The sequence below is a fragment of the uncultured Porphyromonas sp. genome (assembly GCF_902489635.1).
In the GTDB taxonomy this organism is placed as follows: Bacteria; Bacteroidota; Bacteroidia; order Bacteroidales; family Porphyromonadaceae; genus Porphyromonas.
Map to the genome: position 1 here is coordinate 22,827 of NZ_CABUAN010000007.1, position 26,331 is coordinate 49,157.

Below are 26,331 nucleotides of genomic sequence, written 5' to 3' on the forward strand. Positions count from 1 at the left end.
CACGGCTACGATGACGACTACGACTACACGCATTTCACTACTACAACGCTTCATCCTATGGCGCGAGGCTCACATCAGTGAGCGCATCTTCGTACTGATTCTATCTTTCATCATCGGTATCTTCACGGCTCTGGCTGCCTTTGCGCTCAAACAATTAATCGGCACGATACAGCATCTCCTGATGCCCGCTATACGTCAGGCTAATGTGTGGTACCTGATCCTGCCTCCTATTGGCGTCTTGCTGACGGCGGGCGTGGTCAAGCTCTTCATCCGTGACGACATAAGCCATGGTGTGACGAAGGTGCTGGGCGCTATGTCGCAACGCAAGAGTCGTATCAAGCCACACAACACCTGGTCATCGCTCCTAGCTAGTTCGATCACTATCGGCTTCGGTGGATCGGTCGGTGCCGAGTCGCCTATCGTGATGACGGGAGCCGCCATCGGGAGCAATACGGGACGGCTCTTCAAGCTGGAGCAGCGTCAGCTGATGCTCCTCGTGGGGTGCGGTGCGGCGGGTGCTATTGCGGGGATCTTTAAGGCACCCATTGCGGGCTTGGTCTTTGTAGTGGAGGTGCTACTCCTCGACTTGACACTGAGCAGTGTGCTACCGCTACTGATTAGCTCCGTTACATCGGCTACGATGGCTTATCTGCTGACGGGACAGCAGGCGATGTTTTCCTTTTACCAAAGCGACCCTTTCACGGCAGAGCGCATCCCCTACGTGATCCTGCTCGGTATCGCCTGCGGCTTCACCTCGCTCTACTTCTCCAAGGTGATGTTTGCACTGGAGAGTTGGCTCAAGAAGCGCAGCAACTTCCTCAAGCGTTACGGCATCTCGATGCTGATCCTCAGTGTGGCTATCTTCCTCTTCCCTCCGCTCTTTGGTGAGGGTTACAACACGCTCAGCGACCTGATGACGGGACAGTACAGCTCCGTGACGGACAATAGTATCTTCGCCTCCTTCGGGAGTAACTACTGGGTCATCTTCGCCTTCCTCCTCTGCACGATGCTGGTGAAAGTCTTTGCCTCTGTAGCGACCAATAGCGGTGGCGGGTGTGGCGGACTCTTTGCGCCTAGCCTCTTCGTGGGGGGCTTGTGTGGCTTTGTCTTTGCCTATGCGCTAAACTTCTTCCCATTCATTGAGGTCTACCTACCGCAAAAGAACTTTGTCCTCATGGGTATGGCGGGCGTGATGGCGGGCGTGATGCATGCGCCGCTGACGGGCACCTTCCTCATCGCTGAGCTGACGGGTGGCTACAACCTCCTTCTGCCACTTATGCTCGTCGCTATCTGCTCCTACGGGACGATCCGCATCTTCATGCCTCACAGCATCTACTCCCTACGTCTAGCACAGCAGGGCAAGCTGATGACTCACAGCAAGGATCAAGCGGTGCTCACAGTGATGAGCATCGATAATGTGATCGAGACAGACTTCGATAAGGTCTACCCCGACATGACGCTCGGCGAGCTGGTTCAGGTGGTGGGACGTGCGAAGCGCAATCTCTTTCCCGTGGTGGAGCGTGAGACAGACAAGCTCCTCGGCGTGGTCTCGCTCGATGATATACGCAATATCATGTTTCGCCCTGAGCTGTACGACCGCTACAAGGTGGATCGTATTATGGTCTCCCCGCCAGCCCGCATCCAGAGCGATATGCACATGGATCATATCATGCACCTCTTTGACCAGACCAAAGCCTGGAACCTCCCCGTCGTAACGCCCGAGGGGCAGTACCTCGGCTATGTCTCTAAGTCTAAGATATTCAACACCTACCGAGAGGTGCTCAACGTCCTCTCACCTGACGAATAAACAGCTATGAAGAAAGATCAAGTCCGCATCATCTTTTACGGCACCGCTCCCTTTGCGACGGCGTGCCTAGAGCGTCTCGTTGACGAGGGCTACCCTATTGTCGCTGTCGTCACGGCTCCCGACAAGCCTGCGGGTCGTGGACATCGCCTACAGCCCTCGGCGGTCAAGGTCTGTGCGACCAAGCTCGGACTACCTATATTACAGCCGACAAACCTACGAGACGAAGCTTTCGTCCAGCAACTCACGGAGCTAAAGCCAACGCTCGGCGTGGTGGTCGCCTTCCGCATGCTACCTCGTGAGGTGTGGAGCCTGCCCCCGTGGGGGACGGTCAATATACATGGCTCGCTACTCCCGCAGTATCGTGGCGCCGCTCCGATCAATTGGGCACTCATCAATGGCGAGCGGGAGACAGGCGTGACCCTCTTTCAGCTACGTCACGAGATCGACACGGGAGATATCATTGCCGCTTCGGCTTGTCCGATCGAGCCAGAGGACAACTTTGGTACGCTTTACGACAAACTGATGGCTCTGGGTGCTGAACTCCTAGCTCACGGCTTGAGTCTACTGACGCAACACGAAGGTAGCTACCCACAAGCACTGCCGCAAGTGGAGCGTCCCGACCTGCGCCCTGCACCTAAGCTCACGAAGGAGAATACACGCATCGACTGGCACCAGTCAGCGCACGAGATACACAACCTGGTACGTGGCTTGGCACCTCAGCCTGGTGCCTGGACGATGCTAGAGCTTCCCAACGAAGAGCCACTTCTCGTCAAGATCTACGCGACCACGCTTCCGCAGCAGGAAGCGGACGAGCGACCCGTGGGAGAGTGCCTCTCGCCTCGCAAAGATCAGCTAGCCGTGCAGTGTGGCGATGGACTCCTCCTCATCGAGCAGCTAAAGCCTCAGGGCAAGAAACTGCTCTCGGCACGTGACTGGCTCAACGGACTCAAAGTCTCTGTCGAGGAGGTTCGCTTCGTCTAGCCACTTCCATACAAGCAAAGTGACCCCACAGCTATCTATCACCCTGCCCCCCTCGAAGAGTCTCTACAACCGGCTCTTTGTGATGGCACGACTGGCGCATCGGCCCATCCCCTCGCTGTGGCATCAGCTAGACCTCTGCGAAGACTTGGCGGTGATGTTGCACGCCTCGGGGAGTAGCGAGGAGCGCATATCCGTAGGGGCTTCGGGTACGGCTATGCGCCTCTTGACGGCGCTCTTCGCTTTGACCACAGAGCGAGAGATTCTGCTGGTCTCGCCAGTTCGTCGTATGACGGAGCGACCAGTGGCACAGCTCATCGCACTACTCACGCAGCTCGGAGCCAACCTCGCCCAACCATCGTCCCAAGAGCCTGTCGAAGGGCTCTACCCACTGGTTCGCATTCGTCCTATGAGCCTGCAGCAGAAAGGACTCCCCACGCTAATCCTGCCGAGCGGATTAGAGAGCAGCCAAACGGTCACCGCGCTACTCCTCATTGCTCCCTATCTGCCCCACGGACTAGCCCTTCGCTGGCAAGATGACCAGCTCCCCAGTGCCTCTTACATCCAGTTGACCTGCTCCCTGATGCAGGCGTGCGGTATCGACCTCTCAGTAGATCGCCATGGGATCTATGTCGCTCCAGGAGCCTACTGCGAGGCAACGCTCACACGCCTACTCTCGCACCCCATCGGTGACTGGTCCTCGGCACAGTATCCCCTCCAGTGGGCACTTATGGTGCCACGCCCCTGCCAGCTCTTGTTGACCAACGTCCCAGCGCAGAGCTTGCAACCTGATGCCCGTGCCTTAGAACTGCTACAGATATTCCCCAACTGGCTAAGCGCAGGCGACGACACCCTTTGCCTTGACAGCGAGCTACTGCAGAAGCATCTGCGTAAGCTAACCTTCGGGAGCCTTTCGCTGTCAAACAATCCCGACTTCGCCCCCACACTCATTGCGCTACTGCTCTACTATCAGAAGAAAGCGCAGCTCCGTGGACTAGACCTCCTACGGCTCAAAGAGAGCGACCGCATCGCCCTCATCCTGCGCAATGGCGAGCAGCTCGGTTATCAGCTCACCTACGATACGAAGAGAGGCTTTTGCTTAGCCGGCAGCGCACCAAGCTCCGTTCACACCCCAGTATCCATTGCTACAGATGCTGACCATCGTATGGTGATGGCATGGGCTCCTTTCGCCTGGTATCACCAGCTACAGATCGAGACTCCGCAGGCGGTGGACAAGAGCTACCCCACTTTCTGGCGAGACCTTCGCAAGCTCTGCGAGGTCATCGAGACACCTTTATATATATGAGCACGAATCCCCTTCACTATGACCTTTGACACACTAGACCTTTCGCCCGAACTCCTTCGTGCCACCACCGACCTAGGCTTCTCCGAGCCGATGCCTGTACAGCAGGAGGTCATCCCATACCTATCCACTCATCGAGGGGATCTGATCGCGCTCTCCAAGACCGGCTCGGGCAAGACCGCAGCCTACGGACTGCCCCTCTTAGAGCGCATCATCCAGGCAAAAGGCTCCTCACCCTGTGGACTCATCCTCACGCCAACACGAGAGCTGGCAATACAGGTGCAGAGCGACTTAGTCGCCTTGGCTAAGTACACCTACGTTCGCCAAATCCTAGCACTCTACGGCGGTGCCTCCATCGAGGAGCAGATCCGTCAGCTCGCCAAGGGATACCATATTATAGTAGCCACTCCTGGCAGACTCTGCGACCTGCTCCGGCGCAAAGCTCTCAAGCTGCGCAAAGTCTCGGTCGTCGTCCTCGACGAAGCCGATGTGATGCTTGATATGGGCTTCCAGCGAGATCTGCAGGAGATTCTGCAGGCGGTACCGCAGCAGGTGGAGCATTGGCTCTTTTCCGCCACCATGAGCCGAGAGGTGCGGGAGATAGCCGACAACTATATCAGCAATGCCAACGAGGTGCAGATAGGTGCGCTCAATAAAGCGAATGCGGACATCAAGCATCTCTACGTGGCGGTCCCAGCACGGCACAAGTACGCCGCACTGAAGCGTGTTGTCGACTACTACCCCAATATCTACGGAATCATCTTCTGTCGTACCCGTGCCGAGACCAAGGAGATAGCCGAGTGGCTCATACGAGATGGGTACAATGCCGATGCGCTACATGGCGACCTGAGCCAAGCGCAGCGGGATATGGTGATGAACCGCTTCCGCATACGCAACCTGCAGCTACTCGTTGCGACCGACGTGGCAGCACGTGGACTCGATGTCGACGATGTGACTCATGTGCTTCACTATGGCCTGCCCGCCGATCCCGACAGCTACACACACCGCAGCGGACGCACCGCTCGTGCCGGCAAGACGGGTCTCTCGATAGCCATCTGCCATCTACGCGACAGCAAGCAGATACGCATCATCGAGCAGCACGCTGGCATTCGTATTGAGTCGATGCCCCTCCCCTCTGGTCAGGAGATTTGCAAGAAGCAACTCTTCGCCCTAGCGACCAAGATTGAGTATGCCGACAGCAACGAGCATGGCACCCAGTACGATGAGCTGCTCAATGCGATCGTGCAGAAGCTCGCCTGGCTTCCTCCTGAGGAGATCATACGTCGTGTGCTCACGCTGGAGGCGGACCGCATCATGCGCTACTACGCCAATACACCCGACCTCTCGGCTCAAGAGCTGGCCTCCGAAGAGCCTAAGTATAGGACAAAAGGTTCCCACGAAGAGCATCGCAAAGCACCCAAAAAGCGTAGCCGCACCGACCTACCGCCCATGACTTCGCTACGGATCAACCTCGGCAAGCGCGACAAGCTCTATCCGAACCGTCTCTTAGAGTTGATCAACCGTACGCTCCCCTATAAGATCACCATCGGCAAGATAGACCTCAGTCTCAGCTACAGCTACTTTGAGGTGGCCAGCGAATGGGCCGAGACCGTCGCAGCAGCCCTTAGCGAGGAGGAGTACAACGGCCGCCCCATCCGTGTCACCATTCAGAAGGATCGGTAAAAACCCACGAGCCTGTAGACTGCCCGCTCTCACTAAAAGCATAGCCATAAGAGTCACCAGACTCCCTCTTTTCCACGCTGAGGCACCTTTTAGGTATTGCAAAATTGTGAATTATTTGCTACCTTGCGACAAGTTTGGTGAGAGGCTAGTCAAGTAAGCCTAAGTAAGGGGAGAAACAAAGCATCAGGAACCCCTACTTTCGTCCACATCTGAGTAGCATATCCGCTAAGCTTACAAAGACGATCGCTGCGTTAGGTAGCGACGTCTAGGAGGTTGCAAACAAATTATTCACTCTAATATAACAGGCTATGCAATTGTATCAGACATCAGACATTCGAAACATCGCCGTCATCGGCGGCTCGGGTAGCGGCAAGACAACTCTTGCCGAGGCTATGCTCTTTGAGAGTGGCGTCATCAAGCGCCGCGGGACTATCGAGGCACAAAACACTGTGTGCGACTACTTTCCCGTAGAGAAGGAGTATGGCTATACCGTTTTCTCCACCCTATTTAGTGTCGAGTTTGCTAACCGCAAGCTCAACTTCATCGACTGTGCAGGCTCCGATGACTTCGTAGGTGGCACTGTCGCTGCACTCCATGTGACTGACTCGGCTCTAGCTGTGGTCAATGCCAAGGAGGGCGTCGAGGTCGGCCTGATCAACCAGATGCGTATCATAGAGCAACTGCATAAGCCTGTGCTCTTTACGATCAATCAGCTGGATAGCGACAAGGCAGACTACGACAGCACAGTAGCTGGGCTCAAAGCGCGCTACGGTGGCAAGGTGGTCGTCATACAGTACCCCGTACAGGAGGGCCCTGACTTCCACCAGGTGGTCGATGTGCTCAATATGAAGATGTACCAATGGAAGCCCGAGGGCGGTGCTCCCGAAGAGCTCGAGATACCTGCAGATCAGCAAGCACGCGCTGAGGAGCTACGCCAAGCACTCATTGAGTCAGCTGCTGAGCATGAGGAGCATCTGATGGAGACTTTCTTTGAGAAGGGGTCGCTCGACGAGGAGGAGATCGTACAGGGCATGCGCAAGGGTATCGTCCTTGGCGATATGTACCCCGTCTTCTGCGTCAGCGCACTCAAGGATATGGGCGTACGTCGTACGATGACCTTCCTGGGCGATGTAGCGCCTCGCGTTACGGAGTCTGCGCTACCCGTCACGACAGAGGGCGTAGAGGTAGCACCTGATGCTACAGCTCCCGTGAGTCTCTACTTCTTCAAGAGTACCGTGGAGCCTCATATCGGTGAGGTCTCTTACTTCAAGGTCATGAGCGGTACACTCAAGGAGGGTATGGACCTGACCAATGCTAAGAACGGCTCTAAGGAGCGCCTCGGTCAGATCAATGTGGTCGCTGGATCGCAAAAGGAGAAAGTGAGCCAGCTCGTCGCTGGAGACTTTGGCGCAGCCGTAAAGCTCAAGGATGTACGTCGTGGAGCCACCCTCAATGACAAGGGCGTGGACTACCAGTTCCCTGATATCGAGTACCCTGCTCCCAAGTACCGTCGTGCTATCGCTCCAGTCAATGGTGCTGATGCTGAGAAACTGAGCGAGTCACTCAGCCGTATGCAGGAGGAGGATCCCACATGGATCGCTCAGCAGAGCAAGGAGCTACGCCAGCTGATTGTGTCCGGTCAGGGAGAGTTTCACCTACGTACGCTCAAGTGGCGACTGGAGAACAATGACAAGATCCCCGTCACCTTTGAGGAGCCACGCATCCCCTACCGTGAGACCATCACGAAGGCAGCACGCGCTGACTACCGTCACAAGAAGCAGTCGGGCGGTGCTGGGCAGTTTGGCGAGGTGCATCTAATTGTCGAGCCTTACGAGGAGGGCAAGGAGCTACCGAGCGTCTTCCGCTTTAACAATCAGGAGTTCAAGATCACGGCTCGTGACACCCAGACTGTCGAACTAAACTGGGGTGGCAAGCTAGTCTTCGTCAATAGTGTCGTAGGTGGCGCCATCGACAACCGCTTCATGCCAGCGATCCTCAAGGGTATCATGGAGCGCATGGAGCGTGGCCCGTTGACTGGCTCTTATGCTCGTGACGTGCGTGTGATCGTTTACGATGGTAAGATGCACCCCGTAGACAGCAATGAGATCTCGTTCATGCTGGCTGGGCGCAACGCCTTTAGCGAGGCCTTCCGCAATGCTGGTCCTAAGATCCTCGAGCCTATCTACAGCGTCAATGTGACCGTGCCCGCAGACTACCTCGGTGATGTGATGAGCGACCTGCAGGGACGCCGTGCACTGATCATGGGTATGAGTAGCGATGGCAACTACGAGCAGCTCTCTGCCAAGGTGCCTCTCAAGGAGATGAGCGACTACGCTACTTCGCTCAGTTCGCTGACGGGTGGACGCGCCTCGTTTGTCATGAAGTTTGACGCTTACGAGCTCGTACCGTCAGATGTACAGGAGGCACTCCTGAAGGCCTACGCAGAGGAGAGCGAGGAGGAGTAACAGACAGCACCCCGCTACCCTACTAAGTTCTAAGAGCGGTCTCAGGTCACGACGACTTGAGGCCGCTCTCTCTGTATGTCCTCGGGAGGATGGCGTGTTTTAGTCAAACGAGATGAAGAGACGATACCCACGTGGGGATCTGATTGACCGACGGACTAGTCACCTAATTTATGTACCTTTGTAATGATCGGGTACTTGATCACTAGATTAAGCTCTCCACCACACTAATTACGGACTAAACAAATTAACAATGAACATCAAACAAATCCAGAGGCTACTATACCTCCTCCTAGCGACTAGCTTAGCCATAGTTAGTTGTAATAAGCCTGCCCCCCTACCTAATCCAGGCAATGGAGAGGATACCACAAAAAACATCCCCATCGGCGAGTACACCCCTATCTACGAGCTAGATGCAGATGGCAATCTGAAGCATCTGCCGATCCCCTTCGTAGATTTTATGGAGGGTGAGCTACCCCTCAAGAAGTGGGAGGCTGCTCACGGAGCCATGCTACAGAAAGAGGTGGTTGCTGACTTTAAGGGGCAGCAGGTCAAGAATTACGTCTTCAACACTCAGGACAAGAGTGGCAAGCAACCGCTGCGCATCTATCTCATCGGAGATGCTGGCAAGAGTAGACTACAGATCTCGACCGTACTCCTGGACAAGAAGCTTGTCTACAATGAGCAGGGCGAGATCAGAAGAGAGTTTGACATCATGACCATCAATGATGGCTTTGAGGCGATGGACGACAGCTCCAGCAAGACGCCTATGTACCGCAGGGGTAACCTTATCGTAGGGGTCTCTCAGAGCAAAGATCAGGCTGGATATGCTCAGCTCTCCTTCCTGCCTATGCCAGGATCGGTCCCTACGGGATACTTCGACAAGAGTCTCAAGGACTTCCCCTTCGCTAGTAAGAAGGCTGAGGATACCTCTCTAGATGAGATCCGCAAGTATGAGGCCGCTCTAGGACTCAGACAGGAGAAGGCGCAGAGTGATCCCAAGCGTGCCAACTTCATCACGAAGGACAAGAAGAAGGGCAACTTCGACCTAGTCGCTTACTACCCACAGGGCTACACCTCCAAGGGTGACACCTACAAGCCTGGTATCCTAGCACTCAGCTATGCACTCACCCTAGATATGGTAGAGAACAATGCCGAGGTAGCCGAGTGGTTTGTAAGCAACGGCTTTAGCAAGCCTCAGAAGTCAGACATTAGCGACAAGACCTTCACCAGCGAAAACGACTACTACACGCTCCTCATCATGGAGGGTGGTCAGGGTATCGCCTTTAGTTTTTCTGCCAAGGAGAAGGCACCCACGCCTGATCCCGTAGAGGACACCAGCATCTTCCCCTCCTACAACTTTGGCGAGAAGTTTAACCCCGCTGACGTGCCTACCCCAGGGACACCCGCAGGCTCTATCTACACCAGTGAGATGGCTAAGGGAGAGAATGTCACCTACAACGCTCCTGAAAAAGGCGATGATGGCAAGATAGACTATAGTATGACCAACCTTCAGGTTATGATCAAAGATCCCTTTAAGGATAGAACTGCTGCCATCAATGGCTATTACTACTACCCCTCTTACAATGCCACCGAGGCTACGATGCACGTCTATGATAATGGTGGACTAGCCATCAATCACGCTAGGCAGTTTAAGACGGGCATCGACAAGGAGCTCAAGGCTGCTCTCGAGAAGGCGGGCTACCAATACACTGGAACGGAAAAGAGAACCTCGGGTACTGAGTACTGGTACTGGTTTTACTACAACGCTGAGCACAATGTTTCCCTCCACGTCTATAAGATGAAAGATAGCAGCTTCCTCATCGCTAGCTTCTGGCCTGGTGATGAGTACAAGCCCAAAGCGGGCAAGCAGATCCGCCTGAACACACGCTACTTACGTCACTAAGCAGGAGCCTGTCGCCCCTGTGCGACACGCCCAACGTACTAAACAGAGCAAGAGCCTACTCGCTAATCAGCGGGCAGGCTCTTGTTTTATCTTGCCATCTCTCTAAGTCACTCCCCCCCCCCTATCAGTCACTCCGTTTGAGACTGTTGCATAAAGGCGAATCGCTGCGTTGCTTTCGGGATTCGGCTTCGGTCACATACGTAAGTATGCTCCCTTCAGACCTCACCCTCAGCGCCTTGCGCTTCATCCTTTCTGCAAAGTCTAGACAATCTTGCCAGCAAGATTGGGAGACTGTTGACTTTTGCAACAGTCTCCGTTTGTTAACTTTCCAAAATGCTTCCAAGCTTGGAAAAATAATTTTCCAAGGGAGGAAACTTTACTTTCCAAGGGAGGAAAAATAAATTTCCAACGCTGGAAAGTTTCTTTTCCAACGGTGGAAATGTTTCGTTCCAACAGAGGAAAGGGAGCTGACCTCTGTTGAGACGTTTACACGCCCCAGCTAGACAGCGAAAGATAGGTATAGTGCTTGGGGCTAGCTATTAGTCTAGCTTTTGGGCTGCGGGACTAAGATGGGCAGTTGCTGCTTTTGGATCGTGATCTCGATGCGACGCCCCAGCTCGATGAGCTCACCATCGACCTGCGCATAGTCCTCCTTCTCACGCTCTATGATGAGGTGATCGGTGCGATAGATGTCGATGGAAGCACTCTCGTTGATGTTTTTAGTAAAGAGGTTGATCGCCACCTGCGGAGCTTTTAGGAGCGACATATTGCGGATGACCACCACGTCAAAGAGCCCGTCGTCCAGCTCAGCCTCTGGGGCGATGATCGCATTATTGCCATACTGATCCGCATTAGCGCAGGTCACGAGGAAGGCTTTCTGCTCGATCACCTCACCATTGAGATGAAGGCGATAAAGCGAGGACTTGTGCTTGATAAACTGATCGACCGTCGAGAGGACGTAGGAGAGTGGCCCCCGGAAGCTCTTCTGGTCGTAGCTCGCGGTCACCTGAGCATCAAAGCCCACGCCGAAGGTCACGAAAAAGGGAACCCCATCGGCCTCGCAGCAGTCGATACGCTTGGTATACCCTCGGCGAATAACCTCTAGGGCTGCTTCGGGGTCTAGCGGTATGTCTAGCGAGCGCGCCAACCCATTGCCCGACCCCATCGGGACGATGCCGAGAGACATCTCTGTCGTGCGCACCGCATCGGCTACCTCATTGATCGTACCATCTCCACCGATCGCGATAACCGTGTCAAACCCTTGACCAGCTATATCCTTGATGATGCGATCGGCATGTCCCTCTCTGTTGGTATAGACGAAGTATAGCTCACTGTCATTGTCCGAGAGCATGTTAAATGCGAGCTCTGGCAGGCTCGTCTTCCTAGAGGTGCCAGAGATAGGATTGATGATGACGAGATACTTCTTTTGAGAGCTTAGCATACGACCAGTCTCTAGTGGTGGAAGGCCAGCATACGCTCACGAGCATACGACTCGTAGGGCGTGCCTGGACGGCCATAATTGCAAAAAGGCACAATGCTAATGCCGCCTCGTGGCGAGAAGTCGCCCGTCACCTCGATATACTTCGGGTCCATCAGACGGATCAGGTCATCCATGATGATGTTGACACAATCCTCATGAAAGGCACCATGCGAGCGAAAGCTAAAGAGATAGAGCTTGAGGCTCTTGCTCTCGACCATACGCATGTCTGGGACATACTCTATATATATAGTGGCGAAGTCTGGCTGCCCGGTGATAGGACAGAGCGCTGTAAACTCAGGGCACTCGAAGCGTACGCGGTAGTCTCGGTCTTGATGCCTATTCTCAAAAGCCTCTAGCACACTCGGATCGTAGTCCTGTGCGTAGACGGTGCGCTTATTACCTAGGAGGGATAGCCCCTCGACAGCTCCGTCACGAGCCGTGGAGTGAGATGTAGTTTCTTTCATGTTACAATTTAGGGTATTGGACTAGTGCTACTAAGCTCTAGTAGCACTAGTCTCTATAGCATTAGAGTAGGTGCGAGGCCAGCTCACTCAGCTCGCTGCGCTCACCCTTGATCAGGTTAACGTGTGCGAAGAGCGTCTCGCCACGCATCTTATCAATCATATAGGCGAGACCATTGCTCTGGCTGTCTAGATAGAGCGAATCGATCTGCTCCACGTCACCGCAGAAGATCATCTTCGTCCCCTCACCAGCACGTGTGATGATCGTCTTGACCTCGTTCGGAGTTAGGTTTTGCGCCTCATCGACGATCACGATAGCGTCCGCCAGACTGCGACCACGCAGATAGGCCAGAGCCTCGATGATGAGCTTATTGTCCTGCTGTAGCTTCTCCAGCTGCGCCTGCTGCTTACCGCCCTTAAACTGTGACTTGATCACATTCAGGTTGTCAAAGAGAGGCTGCATATAGGGACGTATCTTCTCCTGCTCCGTACCAGGCAGAGCACCGAGGTCCTTATTGGAGAGCGCCACGATAGGACGCGCCAGCATGATCTGTCCATAGCGATCTGCCTGATCGAGAGCAGCGGCGAGTGCTAGGAGCGTCTTACCTGTACCAGCCTTGCCCGAGAGTGCCACGAGGAGCACGTTGGGGTCCATCAGCACGTCAAAGGCAAAAGCTTGCTCCGCATTTCTCGGCGTGATGCCCATGTGGGTGAACTTATCTACCCGTCGCACCATCGCCTCAAAGGGATTGTAGCGCGCCAGCACACTGCTCTGGTCACTCTTGAGGACGAAGCACTCATTGGGTTGTATCTTGCTGCCAAACTCAAACTCGTCAAGTGCTACTCCCTGCTCACTGTCATAGAGACGATTGATAAGCTCTGCATCGATCCCCTCGAAGACTGGCTGAGCCTCCTCAAAGAGGTCGAAGGTCTGCACCTTATCGTTGAAGTAATCCTCGACAGGGATGCCGAGCGACTTAGCCTTCATACGGAGGTTGATGTCCTTGCTCACGAGGATCGTCTGCTCCCCCTCATTTTCTTCAGCGATGTGCAATGTGGCACTCAGGATCTTGTGGTCTGGGATGTTTTCCCCAAAGGCATGCGCCACACGCTCATGAGGCTTGTTGCCTAGATAGACGTAGAGACGTCCTCTCCCCTCTCCTAGGTCAGCACCATGCTCGAAGAAGTCAGCTTCCGTCAGCTCATCAAGCCTGCGAACGAAGGCACGTGCGTTGAAGTTGATCTGATCGGAGCCTTTCTTAAACTTGTCCAGCTCCTCGAGCACCACGATGGGGAGATAGATGTCGTTGTCCTCAAACTTGTCGATGCACTCATAGTCGTGCAGGATGACGTTGGTGTCTAGGACAAAGTTCTTACTGTGCGATACTCTTGTAGCCTTGCCCTTAGCACTGGAGCGGGGCGTCGTCTTAGAGTGACTCTTGTTGGTAGTCTTCTTTCGCTCTGTAGTAGCAGAGGAGGTCTTCTTTTGAGCTGTTGGCATATTGGTCTGTTTTTCTAGTTCATATTCGCAAGTTTATCTCTTGCTCGTCCCAAAGTTAGCTATTTTGCTTCAAACGGCCAGCATCTAGGAGAGAGAATCTTTTGTGCCGATAGGCGGGCTCTTACTGAGAATGCGAGCCTAAGATGTCGCTGGTTTGAAATATATTTGGTAAGTTTGTACTATCGAATAGGAACCAATCTAACAACAGAATATTCTATGGCAACTTTATCACCCGAACTAATACAACAAGCACAAGAGCGTGCCAAGCAGTGGCTCGCACCTGCCTTCGACAGTGAGACACGTCAGCAAGTAGAGGCTCTCCTCTCCGCTGAGGACAAGACGCCTCTCGTGGAGGCTTTCTACCAAGTACTAGAGTTTGGCACGGGCGGTCTGCGTGGCATCATGGGCGCTGGCACCAATCGTATGAACAAATACACCGTCGGCATGGCTACCCAGGGACTGGCTAACTACCTCCTGCAGTGCTTCGCTGGCGAAGAGATCTCTGTAGCTATCGGCTACGACGGGCGCAACAACAGCCCCTTCTTCGCGCAGACGACGGCCGACGTGCTCACGGCAAACGGCATCAAGGTCTACCTCTACGATGCGCTCCGCCCCACCCCGATGGTCTCCTATGCGATCCGTCAGCTGGGTTGTAAGAGTGGCGTCATGGTGACCGCCTCGCACAACCCCAAGGAGTACAACGGCTATAAGGTCTTCTGGAGCGACGGTGCTCAGATCATCGCTCCGCACGACAAGGCAATCGTCAATGAGGTGAAGAGTATCACGGACATTGACCAAGTGAAGTGGCAGGGCAATCCAGCACTCGTCGAGATGATCGGTGCCGAGATAGACGACCGCTTCATCCATGACGTCTGTACCCTATCGCTCTCGCCTGAGTCGGTAGAGCGTCATCGTGATATGGGGATCGTCTACACACCCATTCATGGTACTGGCGTGCGTATCGTACCTCGTGCGCTAGAGGCTTTTGGCTTTAAGAACATCATCCATGTACCTGAGCAAGATGTGATCGATGGCAACTTCCCAACGGTCGTCTCACCGAATCCCGAGGAGCCGGCAGCTATGAAGCTCGCCATAGAGCGTGCCGAAGCAACGGGCGCTGACCTAGTCCTAGCGAGTGACCCTGACGGTGACCGCATCGGTGTCGCTGTACGCAACGAGCAGGGCGAGATGCACCTGATCAATGGTAACCAGATCTGCGCCCTCCTGACCTACTATACGATAGCTCGCCGCAAGGAGCTGGGCGACCTACGTCCCGATGACTTTGTGGTCAAAACGATTGTGACTACGGAGCTAATCCCCGCCATTGCCAAGGACTACGGAGTGGACTATATGGACTGCTACACAGGCTTCAAGTGGATCGCCAACGAGATCCGTGAGCAGGAGGGCAAGCGTCGCTATATAGGTGGTGGAGAGGAGAGCTACGGCTACCTCTGGGAGACTTTCGTACGAGACAAGAGTTCGGTGTCGGCTTGCGCTATCTTTGCAGAGCTGACGGCGTGGGCTCTGGACAAGGGCTTGACCATTGATATGCTCCTGGAGAAGATCTACTACGAACATGGCTACTTCCTCGAGCAGGGCATCAGCGTAGTGCGCAAGGGCATCAAGGGTGCTCAGGAGATTAGCCAGATGATGGTCGACTACCGCTCCAACCCGATGAAGGAGCTAGCGGGCAGCCCCGTGGTGAAGATCCTAGACTATCAGTCGCTCGAGGGTAAGTGCCTCAAGAGTGGCGAGACCTTCCCGATCAAGATGCCTGCGACCAGCAATGTGCTACAGTACCACACGGCCGATGGAACAGTTCTCTCGATACGTCCCTCAGGCACGGAGCCTAAGATCAAGTACTACATCGGTGTCACCTACAAGCGTGGCTCCGATCCCGCTTGCGACCATCCTGAGCAGCTACTCCGCGACCGCATCAAGGCAATACGTGAGCAGCTAAGCATCTAAGAGCTGGTATACATTATATATATGGTTACAGACGACATCTACCAGCTCATCTCTGATCATCAGATCGCCGCAGCTGTCAAGCTACTAGGCGAGCAGATGCAGTCTCATGTGCGTATCCCCGTGGAGCAGCGTGACCGCTACCACTCGGCCAAGCGCATCCTAGAGACGATGCTACACTATCTAGAGTCTCCGATACAAGACCCAGAGCTGGTGACTAACTACAGCTACCTGCTCCGGACGCTCTACGAGGTGACCGATGCGCTACGAGATACCGAGTGGCTGGCCCAATCGCCCCAGTACGAAAAGCAAGCGAACTACTACTCCCTACTGCTGGACAACGGAGGACTTGCAATGGTTGTCGAGCAACTGACCCTCCAGTCCAATCTGGCCACAGTAGATCGTCCACGTTACGATGAACTGGTCAAGCGCCTCACGATGGGGCTGCTCTACACACAGGAGTGGAGCGACGAGGTAGCCTCTGCGATAAACCAGCTCGACGACTACATACAGCAGGCGGCACTCACAGCTGTCACCCTAGCTTTGCTACGCACGTGGCACTGGGGCAAGCTCTGCTGGCTACTCGCTAAACTGATGGAAACACGAGGCGAGCAGACGATGGTGCGCATTCGTGCCGTCGTCGGGGTGCTACTCGTCGGCGAACTATACAATAGCCGTCTAGCACTCTACGAGGAGCAGCTCCCCTACACGCTCCAGCAGATCGGAGAGGCAATCACCCTCGAGGAGTATGATATGATCTGGAGCCACCGCCTCCGCATGAAGTACACGCCACAAGTGGTGGAGTATGTGCAGAAGCTCTTCGGACGCTTTAACAGTCCTGAGTTTCAGCAACGCTTTCAGGAGATTATCTCCTCGACAGGCGATAGCTCCGAGCCAGCCACCTTCGAGAGTGTCTTCGGTGATGAGGAGGAGCTACTACCCCTCGTGGACGATGTACAGGATGGGTACGAAGCTCTGAAGCGTCTTGTAGCGCGAGGCTTCGATGTCAACGCCTTTGCGACTAACTCGCTCCTGCAGGGTCCTTTCTTTGAAGATGAGACGCACTGGCTTATCCCGTTTGACCTGCAGCACAGTTCGCTAGCGGCTGTGATGGCTCAGTTTAGCAATGAGTACCAGCTCGGCGAGGATCAGATCATGACGCTACTGCAGGAGTCCATCTTCCAGCAGGTCGACATAGACTTCTACGGCTCTATCTTTAGGATTAGCCAACTGCCTGGTCAGGTGCTACAAGGCATCTCGCAGGGCGTCCTAGCTATGGAGAATGTGATCAATCGCACCCCATACATCCGCCCACAAGAGCGACGAACGCTAGAGGCGGACGACTATACGAAAGCACTGCAAGGGTACATCTGTCAGCTGGCACGCATCTTCGCCTCTATTGAGGCAAAGGTAGCTGCTAGGACTCCCTTTAAGATTCTCTTTGGTCAGCCTAATCCCTTTGCACAGGCTCAGTCGGAAAAGCTCTGCGACAAGCATCTTGACCTACTGCGCGCTTACTGCGTTCAGACGAAAGAGTATGCTGGCGAGCAAGCGACGATACAGGTGCAGCTGGGACGCACCTCAGATCCTGAGACTCGTGCCCAGCTTATGTACCGCCTCGCACAGACCTACTACGAGGAGCAGAAGTACATGCAGGCTTACTTCGTCATGCAGCAGATTCCTCAGCAGCTACTCTCGGGAGACACGAGTCCCCTCTTTATCGCACAGATCCTCTACCGCATGGAGCAGCCGATGCTCGCCATCTCACTACTAGAGCAGGTGCGCCAGCAGGCAGAGCCTGAGAAGCCTTCGCTCGCTATCTCACGACTACTCGGCGTGCTCTATGTGAAGCTCCGCACTTACGACAAGGCACTCCCGCTGTTGTTACAGTGCGAGTTTGAGGATGAGCACCCCGATACGCTCTATCCGCTCATCGCTTGGTGCCTCATGATGACACAGCGCTGGGAGGAGGCAAAGGCTTACGCCAGTCGCCCCGTCACCTCGTACGATCAGCTGGACAAAGACTCTCTCGAGCTTCACTACAAAGAGTTTGTGCCCCTACTACCGGTACTTCTTACGCTCATCGGTGGAGATCTACAGGGCACCCTACAAGCTCTAGGTAAGCTACTAGCATCGGCTGACGAACAGCAACAGAAGAAACTTATCTCTGCCTACGGGGAGTGCGTGTACGACCTGATGCAGCTAGGCGTGCCGAGTCATCTGCTGGTGCTAATACATACCTGGCTCCATCAGCGTGTAAACACTTTCTAAGTTCATTCATACAGACCAATTACATACTTCTATTCATGACAAACATTCATCAGTTCGACTTCTCTGGTCTCCGCGCACTCGTTCGTGTAGACTTCAACGTCCCCTTTGACGATAAAGGGCAGATCTCTGACGACACCCGCATGCGTGCCGCCCTGCCTACGCTACGCAAGATCCTATCCGATGGCGGCAGTGTCATCATCGCTACGCACCTCGGTCGCCCCAAGGGTCGTGATCCCAAGCTCTCTACCGCACTCATCGTACCGCATCTCAAGGAGCTCACCCACGTACCGGTCATCCACTGCCCCGTGAGCCGTGGTGCACAGGCACAGAAGATGGCGCAGGCACTCCAGCCGGGCGAGATACTAGTTCTGGAAAACGTACGCTTCGAGGAGGAAGAGCAAGGCAAACTCAACAACCCCGATCAATACACCAACGAGAAGGACCTCAAAGCTGCTAAGGCTGATCTCAAGGAGCGTCAGAAAGCTTACGCCGAGGAGATGGCTACGCTAGCAGATGTCTACGTCAACGATGCTTTTGGTGCAGCACACCGAGCACACGCTACGACGGCTCTCATTGCTCAGTACTTTGCCGCAGACAAGAAGATGTTTGGCATGCTCATGCTACAAGAGGTTGAGGCTGTGCAGCGTGTCCTACATGGTGCTAAGCACCCCTTTACCGCTATCTTAGGAGGCTCTAAGGTCTCTTCCAAGATCGACATCATCCTTAACTTGATGGACAAGGTGGACAACCTCATCATCGGGGGCGGTATGGCCTACACCTTTGTCAAGGCGCAGGGCGGCGAGATCGGTCGCTCCCTCTGTGAGGAGGACAAGATTGACGTGGCACGAGACATCATGGAGCGCGCTAAGGCTAAGGGCGTGCGACTCCTCCTACCCGTAGATACGGTTGCCACGTGCGACTTTGCCAACGATGCCCTTGCCGAGACCTACCCGACCAACCAGATCCCTGCCGACCGTATGGGTATGGACATCGGTGCTCAGGCTTGTGCCGACTATCGTGAGGTCATCCTGACTAGCAAGACGATCCTGTGGAATGGACCTGCGGGAGTCTTTGAGTTTGACAACTTCGCTCGTGGCTCCGAGGCTATCGCTCAGGCAGTTGCTGAGGCTACACGACAGGGTGCCTACTCGCTCGTTGGTGGCGGGGATAGTGTCGCCTGCATCAACAAGCTCGGTCTAGGCGACGAAGTATCTTACGTATCCACTGGTGGAGGTGCGCTCCTAGAGGCTATCGAGGGGAAAGCTCTCCCAGGTATCGTAGCCATCGATCCCAACTATGGCAAGTAGTTCAGAGGGTGGCTCCTCCGCTACCCCACTCGTCTCGCTCGTCCGCATGACGCGGTGCGATCTCTGCAATGAGACGCACCTGAGCCATCTGCCTGCGCTCAGAAAGCTCTACGAGGAGGCCTTCCCCCGCAGTGAGCGTCGCCCTTGGAATGACCTAGAGCAGCTCATCGGGGAGCAAGGTGCTTACCACTTCTTCCTCTTAGAGTATCCCGAGCTAGGGGTCGTGGGCTTCGTCACGCTGTGGCACTTCGACGACTTCTACTACGGAGAGCACTTTGCCATCCTGCCACAGCTGCGCAACCATCGTCTAGGCGAGCAAACACTGCACACGGTCAAGGAGTACATCGGGCGCGAACCCCTTTACTTCGAGGTAGAGCCCGAGACACTCTCCGAGATAGCTGGGCGACGCATCAACTACTACGAGCGCAACGGCTTTCAAGTGGTCAAGCGGGACTACCTACAGCCCCCGTATCACCGTGAGGAGCAGGGCGTACCGCTCTACATCATGTCGTCCGAGCTAGGCGAGAAAGACTTCATCGAGCGGGTCTGCCAGACACTCGTCGATCGAGTCTACCCGCACTTCTAGACACGACATCCCCCATCAACGTAAGAGGAGACGGCCACACGAGTTGGTCGTCTCCTCTTTTTCTTGTCTCTTTGATACTCAGTTTCCCTTGGAACTGAAAAGTTCCTCCCTTGGAACTAAAAAGTTCCAAGAGGGGAACTATTTTTGGAACTCGTATGTACTACACAGCCAGCACGATACAAAGAGATCCCAAGTCCGCTCCTCAGCTTTCGCCAATGGGGGGCAGTAAGAGCTGCAGGGCTAAGTTGCCTTTGCCTAGCTCTCTACCCGCTGCAGGTCACAAGCGGTGCGGTAGTAGCCTGGCACATCGTACAGTTCGTCAGGCGTGCCAGAGGCAGCGACCGTGCCCCCAGAGAGTACTACGATGCGGTCCGCATTGCGTATCGTGCGCATACGGTGGGCAATGATCAGCACCGTCTTATCCGTCGTAAGCTGTGAGAGAGCCCGCTGTATATGCGTCTCGCTCTCCGCATCTTGGCTCGCAGTCGCCTCATCGAGAATGATGATCGGAGCATTCTTGAGGATAGCTCGAGCTATCGATATGCGCTGACGCTCACCGCCAGAGAGGCGACTACCATTCTCCCCTATCTGCGTCTGGTACCCCTCGGGCAACCGCGCTACAAAGTCGTCACACTGTGCCAGCCGAGCTGCCTCGAGGACCTCGGCATCTGTCGCCTCTTTGCGTCCGACGCGAATGTTTTCCATCACCGTATTATTAAAGAGTACCACATCTTGGAAGACGATGGCGTAGTACTTGAGGAGTGTCTCCGGGTCGACTGCTGTTAAGTCTTCGTCCCCGAGCGATACGACCCCACTCTGACAGTCCCAGAAGCGGGAGGCCAGTCGTGCACAGGTACTCTTGCCCCCGCCGCTCGGACCAACGAGAGCCGTCACCTGGCCCTGCTTGGCGGTAAAGGAGACATGACTCAGCACCTGCGCACCCTCATTGTAGGAAAAGGATACATCCTCAAACGTTAGGTCGAAGCTCTTAGGCGCAAAGTCCGTCCGCCCCTCCTGCGTCGGCATATTGTAGATCTCATTCATACGATCTATCCGCACAGAGGCAAAGAGCGTTACGAGTGCATTCGTCATCAGCATAGTCAGTGGTGTATAGACCGACACAGAGATGAGCAGGAAGAAGAGGAGAATGCCGAGCGACAGCCCTCCCGCTAGGTAAAGGTGGCTCCCCACGATGACTAGCGTCGGTATCGCCAGCTGTAGCAAAGAGCGTAGTCCATTGACCACGACGGAGCTAGCTAACTCGGTGTTAAAGCAAGTGCGCTCATGACTCGCCAAGACGGCATCCAGCTCTGCCATATAGAGCGTTTCGCCACCGTATGCCTTGATCGTCTGATGTAGCTGTAGCCCCTCCTCGACCTTTTCGCTCACAGAGAGCTGCGACTTGGATGCCTTGACGAAGGAGCGCTTTTGCGAAGCCAGACATCCCCATAGGATCAGAAGCGACACGGGTGCTGCCCAAAAGAGTGCCAAGGCTAACCGCCAATCTAAGAAAGCTAATCCACATCCCGCCAAGATGAGGACGATAAAGGAAGCTACCATCTGTGGCAGAGTATGCGAATATGCGTTTTCAAGAAATGAGACATCAGACATCACACGACTTGTCAGATCGCTCGCATCGTGGCGGTCGAAGAAAGAGAGCGGTAGTCGTCTCATCTTCTCCGCTAGTCGTATGCGCATCGTAGCACTCTCGCTGTAGACAGCTAGGAAAGTGCTGTTGTACTGTCTGCGAGTGATGACATACATACCTATTATAGATAAGAGTGCAATCCCTACCAGTGCCCAGAGGGTGAGGTCTCTGCTCTCGCCAAATAGCTCCATCATTAGGAGGTAAACGAGCATCACGGGGAGCATGAAGGAGAGGTTTTGCACACCAGTCCAGAGACAAGCCGAGAGGAAGTTGTGCGCTCCTCTAGGCGAGAGCGCCATCTTGCGCTCCATCCAGTTGATTAGATTTAGATGCTTCATAGCTTATATAGTCCATTTGATAGATTCTTGATACTCTTGCCACATAGAGGCATAGAGTCCATTAGTACGAGCCAGTAGCTCCGTGTGGGAGCCTTGCTCTACGATGCGTCCCTGCTGCATCACCACAATAAGATCCGCATTGACCACCGAGGAGAGACGATGCGCTATCATCAGGACGGTCTTGTGCGCCATCAGACGATGCAGGCTCTCCTGGATCGCATGCTCACTCTCAGGATCGGCAAAGGAGGTAGCCTCGTCAAGGAGCAGTATAGGCGCATCCTTGAGGAAGGCTCTCGCCAGAGCTATCCGCTGCTGCTCTCCCCCACTGAGGTAGATACCCTTAGAGCCGATGACCGTGTCCAACCCGTGTGGCAGACTACGCACCAGCTCTAGGCAGTGCGCTTTGTCGAGAGCCGCATAGATCTCTTCGTCCGTAGCCTTAGCAGACCCATAGGCTACATTGTCACGGATGGACTTCTTAAAGAGCCTTTCACTCTGGAAGACGAAAGAGATGTGCCGTAGCACCTCCTCGACAGCGACCTGACTTATATCTTCTCCACCGATAGTAATACGCCCTGTCTCTACATCCCAAAAGCGAGCCACGAGACGAGCCAGCGTTGTCTTGCCACTACCGCTAGCTCCTACGAGAGCCACACAAGCGCCCTCAGGAATTGTGAGCGTCACATCACTCACTGCCAGAGGAGCCTCTGGAGTATATCTAAAGGATACCCCCTCCAGCTGGATCGTATGACTAGAAAGCTTGAGAGGCGTACTGTCCTTTGCCCCCAAAGAGGCATCGCAGAGGGCATCCAGCCTATCCAAAGCCTGCACAGCCTCACGCTTACCACTGACCACATACATGAGCCGCATCGTACACTCACCGATGAAGGGCGTCACAAGGATAAAGAAGACCAAGCTGCTCACCACACCGACCATATCTTCGCCTCGGCTCAAGAGATAATAGGCAAAGGGTACCAAGATAAAGGCATAGCCAAAGGAAGCTACCGTGTAGATGCTAAACATACGCCGACAACTACGGGCATAGACCTTCGCCCACTTAGCATAGTCCAGTAGCGTCTGGTGAAAAGCATTGAAGGAGTAGATCGACTGCTGAAAAGCTTTCACCACGGGCATACCACGCACATACTCGACCGCCTCGCTGCTCATCCTTTGCTGGTGATTCATATAGGCACCCATACTCTCACGGTACGCTTTGTTGGTCATCATCGAGCCCATCGCTAGGAGCTGTATCAAGATTGGTATGAGACAGAGCAGAGCCATGCGCCACTCCAGGACAAACATCATCACGCAGAGCGTCGCAAAGCAGACCAGCGTCCCAACGAGGTCTGGCAACTGGTGAGCGCAGAAAGTGTGGGTCAGGCCAACATTGTCGTCGATGACGTTCTTGAGCTTGCCTAGATCCTGCTGATCAAAGAAGCCCATGGGCATCTCCAACATACGCCTCATAGCATCCCCTCGCAGAGTCCGCTCTACCCTAAAGGCTGCCACATGCGTCAGCATCAACGCCACCCCATAGAGGAGTATATAGAGCAGTCCCGCCCCGACTGCCCACCAAGCCCATCGCGTGATGGCACCTGAGTCCACAGAGCCACCGAGCAACTCCCGCAGGATAAGCCAAATAAAGATGAATGGCACCAGTGCCACCACGTGCGCCACAGCAGAGCAGACCAGCCCTAGATAAGCTAGCGGTCGCTTGCTCCCCATGGAGCGTCCTAGGCGTCCCAATGCGCCTAGGGATTGATTGTTTGATTGTCTCATATTGATCTGTTGTTATATACTTGGAGCCGTTTTGCGTAAATAGGCCCTATGCGCAAGAGCATTCAGCGAGGAGGTGAAAAAGCATCGCCCTATGGACACCCTTACACCGTGCAAAGGTAGAGCGTAATCCTTAAAACAGCAATACCAAATAGTCGGTAATCTGTTGTATATCAAAACGATGTGAACGTTCAGCATCTATCGTTCGAAGCTTGTACTGTCTCCTTCCTTCGACTGGTTAAATTCTGAATACTATAGGTAGATAGATGCGCTCAGAGACTGGTTTCTCACGAGGAAATTGAAGTTCTCCAGGGAGCAATCGGCAAATTCCTCGGAACTTTCATTTCATTCTTCCGAAGTTTCATTTCATTCTTCCGATCTATTTCGGCTTTTCTCGGTAGAGATTTGAGATTTCCTGGTGAGTTAGTTGGCAAATAGTTCGTATGCCCCCGAAGTTGTCGCTACAATGTGTCAGCTCCAGATGGCTTCTTTCCAGCACCCCAAGTAGGAATGGAGGGACTTGACTCAGCTTTTTAGATTTTGGTGTGCTGAGGGCTTGCTTCATTGGGAAATTAGGCGTAACTTTGTGGTACATATCCGATAATCCTAATCATTAAATCAAATGAAGACAAGTGAGATCATTGCCCAGCTAGAGGCAAAGCATCCCGGCGAGCCGGAGTTCATCCAGGCTGTCCGTGAGGTCCTCCTTTCTATCGAGGACATTTACAACCAGCATCCAGAGTTTGAGAAGAACAAGATCGTCGAGCGCCTCGTCGAGCCTGACCGTATCTTCACCTTCCGTATCCCCTGGGTGGACGACAAGGGTGAGGTTCAGATCAACCTCGGTTACCGCGTACAGTTCAACAACGCCATTGGCCCGTACAAGGGTGGTACGCGTTTTCACCACACGGTGAACCTCTCTACCCTGAAGTTCCTCGGCTTCGAGCAAACCTTCAAGAACGCCCTCTCTACACTTCCTATGGGTGGTGGTAAGGGTGGCTCTGACTTCTCTCCAAAGGGTAAGAGCGAGCGCGAGATCATGCGCTTCTGCCAGGCTTATGTCACAGAGCTCTACAAGTACATTGGCCCGGACATGGACATCCCTGCAGGCGACGTAGGTGTAGGTGGTCGTGAGGTAGGCTTTATGTACGGTATGTACAAGAAGCTCACCCGTGAGTGCACTGGTACCTTCACAGGTAAGGGTCATGAGTTCGGTGGTTCACGCCTCCGTCCTGAGTCTACTGGCTACGGTGCTATCTATATGGTCAATGATATCTGCAAGCAGCACAACATCGACTTCAAGGGCAAGACGGTTGCTGTATCAGGCTTCGGCAACGTTGCTTGGGGTGCTACCATGAAGGCTACTGAGCTAGGTGCTAAGGTTGTCTGCATCTCTGGTCCTGATGGTTACATCTACGATGAGAACGGTGTCAGCACACAGGAGAAGTTTGACTACATGTGCGAGCTCCGCAACAGTGGTAACGACGTCGTAGAGCCATACGCTAAGAAGTTTGGCGCACAGTTCTTCGCAGGCAAGAAGCCCTGGGAGCACAAGGTAGACATCGCTCTCCCCTGCGCTATCCAGAATGAGCTCAACCTCGAGGACGCTAAGAAGCTTGTCGCAAACGGCGTAACCATCGTTGCTGAGGTTTCTAACATGGGTTGTACAGCAGAGGCTGCTGAGTACTTCGTAGAGAAGCGTCTCATCTTCGCTCCTGGTAAGGCTGTCAACTGCGGTGGTGTCTCCTGCTCTTGCCTAGAGATGTCACAGAACGCAGCTCACATCTACTGGTCTGAGGCTGAGGTAGACGAGCGTCTACACCAGATCATGAAGGACATCCACACTCAGTGCGTAGAGTATGGTAAGGAGCCAGACGGCTACATCAACTACGTCAAGGGTGCTAACATTGCCGGCTTCATGAAGGTCGCTAAGGCAATGGTTGGTCAGGGCGTCTGCTAAACAGATATACAGCACAATAGCCTAGCTACACACGTATGCGTGTCAGCTAGGCTATAGCTTATACCTTATTTGTTTGCCTTTTCATTAGAGAGGGTCGCTACTCATACGAATAGCGACCCTCTTTCTATCTTATGTCTACGGTCTTATCACCAGCGGATCGGCTCGTAGCCGTATCGCTGTAGATAGGCATTGGCCTTAGAAAAATGCCGGCAGCCGAAGAAGCCTCGATGAGCTGACAGAGGACTAGGATGAGGCGCCTCGAGGATGAGGTGCTTCTGGCGGTCTATCAGTGCCCGCTTACAGCGCGCATAGTTGCCCCACAGCATGAAGACGAGGTGCTCTCTCTGGCTACTCAAGAGCGAGATGACCTCATCGGTGAAGGTCTCCCACCCGCGTCCCTGATGCGAGCCAGCTTCGTGTGCCACGACCGTGAGCGTAGCATTGAGCAAGAGGACTCCCTGACTGCACCAGGGCGTCAGATGCCCGCCGACGATCTGCGACGGATGCCCTAAGTCGGAGGCAATCTCGGTCAGTATGTTGCGCAGGCTGGGTGGCACCTCGACACCCTCTGGCACAGAGAAGGCTAGCCCCTCGGCCTGCCCCACTCCGTGGTAAGGATCTTGCCCGAGAATGACGACTCGCACATCTTCGAAGGGACAAAGGTCAAAAGCTCGAAAGATCTGTCCCCCAGGTGGGTAGATCCTCTTCGTCTGGTACTCCGAACGCACAAAAGAGGTCAAGGTCTCAAAGTAAAACTTCTCGAACTCCTCCTCCAGCACCCGATGCCAGCTAGGCTCTATGCGGACATTCATACGATACGGCTTAATAGTTTTATCAAAAAGCTAAGCGAGCCTCCTCTGAGCAACGATACTGGTGTCGCTACTAGAGAAGACTCGCAT

At 54.3% G+C, this 26,331-nt stretch carries 17 protein-coding genes; 11 read left to right on the forward strand and 6 right to left on the reverse strand.

Annotation, left to right across the window (positions count from 1 at the left end):
- Positions 1 to 10 precede the first annotated feature (10 nt).
- The 6 genes from RDM37_RS02580 (at position 11) to RDM37_RS02605 (ending at position 10,139) form a co-directional block, all read left to right on the forward strand.
- Positions 11 to 1,807 (forward strand): chloride channel protein, encoded by a 1,797-nt coding sequence (locus tag RDM37_RS02580; protein ID WP_299369863.1) that lies wholly within the window; start codon positions 11 to 13, stop codon positions 1,805 to 1,807.
- Positions 1,808 to 1,813: 6 nt separating this feature from the next.
- Positions 1,814 to 2,788, forward strand: coding sequence for a methionyl-tRNA formyltransferase (fmt, locus tag RDM37_RS02585; protein ID WP_308554729.1), 975 nt, complete (start codon positions 1,814 to 1,816; stop codon positions 2,786 to 2,788).
- A 19-nt stretch (positions 2,789 to 2,807) separates the two neighbouring features.
- A complete protein-coding gene (locus RDM37_RS02590) occupies positions 2,808 to 4,091 on the forward strand; it encodes a 3-phosphoshikimate 1-carboxyvinyltransferase (RefSeq protein ID WP_308554731.1) in 1,284 nt (427 codons plus the stop codon).
- Positions 4,092 to 4,109: 18 nt separating this feature from the next.
- Complete coding sequence (locus RDM37_RS02595; RefSeq protein ID WP_308554733.1) at positions 4,110 to 5,771, forward strand: DEAD/DEAH box helicase; 1,662 nt, start codon at positions 4,110 to 4,112, stop codon at positions 5,769 to 5,771.
- Between the two features lie 308 nt (positions 5,772 to 6,079).
- Positions 6,080 to 8,236 carry an elongation factor G gene (locus tag RDM37_RS02600; protein WP_308554735.1) on the forward strand — a complete coding sequence of 719 codons (2,157 nt, stop codon included), beginning with the start codon at positions 6,080 to 6,082 and terminating at the stop codon, positions 8,234 to 8,236.
- 250 nt (positions 8,237 to 8,486) lie between these two features.
- Positions 8,487 to 10,139 (forward strand): hypothetical protein, encoded by a 1,653-nt coding sequence (locus RDM37_RS02605; protein ID WP_308554737.1) that lies wholly within the window; start codon positions 8,487 to 8,489, stop codon positions 10,137 to 10,139.
- A gap of 544 nt (positions 10,140 to 10,683) precedes the next feature.
- On the opposite strand, the gene RDM37_RS02610 is transcribed toward RDM37_RS02605, so the two are convergent.
- The 3 genes from RDM37_RS02610 to RDM37_RS02620 form a co-directional block, all read right to left on the reverse strand.
- Positions 10,684 to 11,580 (reverse strand): diacylglycerol kinase family lipid kinase, encoded by an 897-nt coding sequence (locus RDM37_RS02610; protein ID WP_308554739.1) that lies wholly within the window; start codon positions 11,578 to 11,580, stop codon positions 10,684 to 10,686.
- Between the two features lie 11 nt (positions 11,581 to 11,591).
- A complete protein-coding gene (gene queF, locus RDM37_RS02615; RefSeq protein WP_308554741.1) occupies positions 11,592 to 12,083 on the reverse strand; it encodes a preQ(1) synthase in 492 nt (163 codons plus the stop codon).
- A gap of 61 nt (positions 12,084 to 12,144) precedes the next feature.
- Positions 12,145 to 13,581: a PhoH family protein gene (locus tag RDM37_RS02620; protein WP_308554743.1), complete on the reverse strand. Its 1,437-nt coding sequence runs from the start codon at positions 13,579 to 13,581 to the stop codon at positions 12,145 to 12,147.
- Positions 13,582 to 13,797: 216 nt separating this feature from the next.
- Here RDM37_RS02620 and RDM37_RS02625 point away from each other — a divergent pair, with 216 nt between their 5' ends.
- From RDM37_RS02625 to RDM37_RS02640, 4 genes are read left to right on the forward strand one after another with little or no spacing between them, the layout of a single operon-like run.
- Entirely contained in the window at positions 13,798 to 15,549 is a 1,752-nt protein-coding gene (locus tag RDM37_RS02625) for a phospho-sugar mutase (RefSeq protein ID WP_308554745.1), read from the forward strand.
- A gap of 21 nt (positions 15,550 to 15,570) precedes the next feature.
- A complete protein-coding gene (locus RDM37_RS02630) occupies positions 15,571 to 17,817 on the forward strand; it encodes a hypothetical protein (protein WP_308554747.1) in 2,247 nt (748 codons plus the stop codon).
- A gap of 35 nt (positions 17,818 to 17,852) precedes the next feature.
- A complete protein-coding gene (gene pgk, locus RDM37_RS02635) occupies positions 17,853 to 19,124 on the forward strand; it encodes a phosphoglycerate kinase (protein ID WP_308554749.1) in 1,272 nt (423 codons plus the stop codon).
- The gene (locus RDM37_RS02640) at positions 19,114 to 19,710 is read left to right on the forward strand and encodes a GNAT family N-acetyltransferase (protein WP_308554751.1); all 597 of its coding nucleotides are present in this window, start codon (positions 19,114 to 19,116) and stop codon (positions 19,708 to 19,710) included. Before pgk ends, RDM37_RS02640 begins: the two co-directional genes overlap by 11 nt.
- Before the next feature lie 255 nt (positions 19,711 to 19,965).
- Here the strand turns inward: RDM37_RS02640 and RDM37_RS02645 are convergent, their stop codons facing one another.
- Positions 19,966 to 21,696 carry an ABC transporter ATP-binding protein gene (locus RDM37_RS02645; protein ID WP_308554753.1) on the reverse strand — a complete coding sequence of 577 codons (1,731 nt, stop codon included), beginning with the start codon at positions 21,694 to 21,696 and terminating at the stop codon, positions 19,966 to 19,968.
- 3 nt (positions 21,697 to 21,699) lie between these two features.
- The gene (locus RDM37_RS02650) at positions 21,700 to 23,475 is read right to left on the reverse strand and encodes an ABC transporter ATP-binding protein (RefSeq protein ID WP_308554755.1); all 1,776 of its coding nucleotides are present in this window, start codon (positions 23,473 to 23,475) and stop codon (positions 21,700 to 21,702) included.
- Between the two features lie 619 nt (positions 23,476 to 24,094).
- Here RDM37_RS02650 and gdhA point away from each other — a divergent pair.
- Positions 24,095 to 25,432: an NADP-specific glutamate dehydrogenase gene (gdhA, locus tag RDM37_RS02655; protein ID WP_300970009.1), complete on the forward strand. Its 1,338-nt coding sequence runs from the start codon at positions 24,095 to 24,097 to the stop codon at positions 25,430 to 25,432.
- A gap of 146 nt (positions 25,433 to 25,578) precedes the next feature.
- Here the strand turns inward: gdhA and ung are convergent, their stop codons facing one another.
- The gene (gene ung / locus RDM37_RS02660; protein WP_308554757.1) at positions 25,579 to 26,244 is read right to left on the reverse strand and encodes a uracil-DNA glycosylase; all 666 of its coding nucleotides are present in this window, start codon (positions 26,242 to 26,244) and stop codon (positions 25,579 to 25,581) included.
- Between the last annotated feature and the right edge of the window lie 87 nt (positions 26,245 to 26,331).

Coding starts and splice junctions, on each gene's coding strand:
- ung (WP_308554757.1), bottom strand. CDS start 26,244: ATGAATGTCCGCATAGAGCCTAGCTGGCATCGGGTGCTGGAGGAGGAG.
- RDM37_RS02640 (WP_308554751.1), top strand. CDS start 19,114: ATGGCAAGTAGTTCAGAGGGTGGCTCCTCCGCTACCCCACTCGTCTCG.
- RDM37_RS02610 (WP_308554739.1), bottom strand. CDS start 11,580: ATGCTAAGCTCTCAAAAGAAGTATCTCGTCATCATCAATCCTATCTCT.
- RDM37_RS02650 (WP_308554755.1), bottom strand. CDS start 23,475: ATGAGACAATCAAACAATCAATCCCTAGGCGCATTGGGACGCCTAGGA.
- RDM37_RS02625 (WP_308554745.1), top strand. CDS start 13,798: ATGGCAACTTTATCACCCGAACTAATACAACAAGCACAAGAGCGTGCC.
- fmt (WP_308554729.1), top strand. CDS start 1,814: ATGAAGAAAGATCAAGTCCGCATCATCTTTTACGGCACCGCTCCCTTT.
- RDM37_RS02580 (WP_299369863.1), top strand. CDS start 11: ATGACGACTACGACTACACGCATTTCACTACTACAACGCTTCATCCTA.
- pgk (WP_308554749.1), top strand. CDS start 17,853: ATGACAAACATTCATCAGTTCGACTTCTCTGGTCTCCGCGCACTCGTT.
- RDM37_RS02645 (WP_308554753.1), bottom strand. CDS start 21,696: ATGAAGCATCTAAATCTAATCAACTGGATGGAGCGCAAGATGGCGCTC.
- RDM37_RS02595 (WP_308554733.1), top strand. CDS start 4,110: ATGACCTTTGACACACTAGACCTTTCGCCCGAACTCCTTCGTGCCACC.
- queF (WP_308554741.1), bottom strand. CDS start 12,083: ATGAAAGAAACTACATCTCACTCCACGGCTCGTGACGGAGCTGTCGAG.
- RDM37_RS02620 (WP_308554743.1), bottom strand. CDS start 13,581: ATGCCAACAGCTCAAAAGAAGACCTCCTCTGCTACTACAGAGCGAAAG.
- RDM37_RS02600 (WP_308554735.1), top strand. CDS start 6,080: ATGCAATTGTATCAGACATCAGACATTCGAAACATCGCCGTCATCGGC.
- gdhA (WP_300970009.1), top strand. CDS start 24,095: ATGAAGACAAGTGAGATCATTGCCCAGCTAGAGGCAAAGCATCCCGGC.
- RDM37_RS02630 (WP_308554747.1), top strand. CDS start 15,571: ATGGTTACAGACGACATCTACCAGCTCATCTCTGATCATCAGATCGCC.
- RDM37_RS02605 (WP_308554737.1), top strand. CDS start 8,487: ATGAACATCAAACAAATCCAGAGGCTACTATACCTCCTCCTAGCGACT.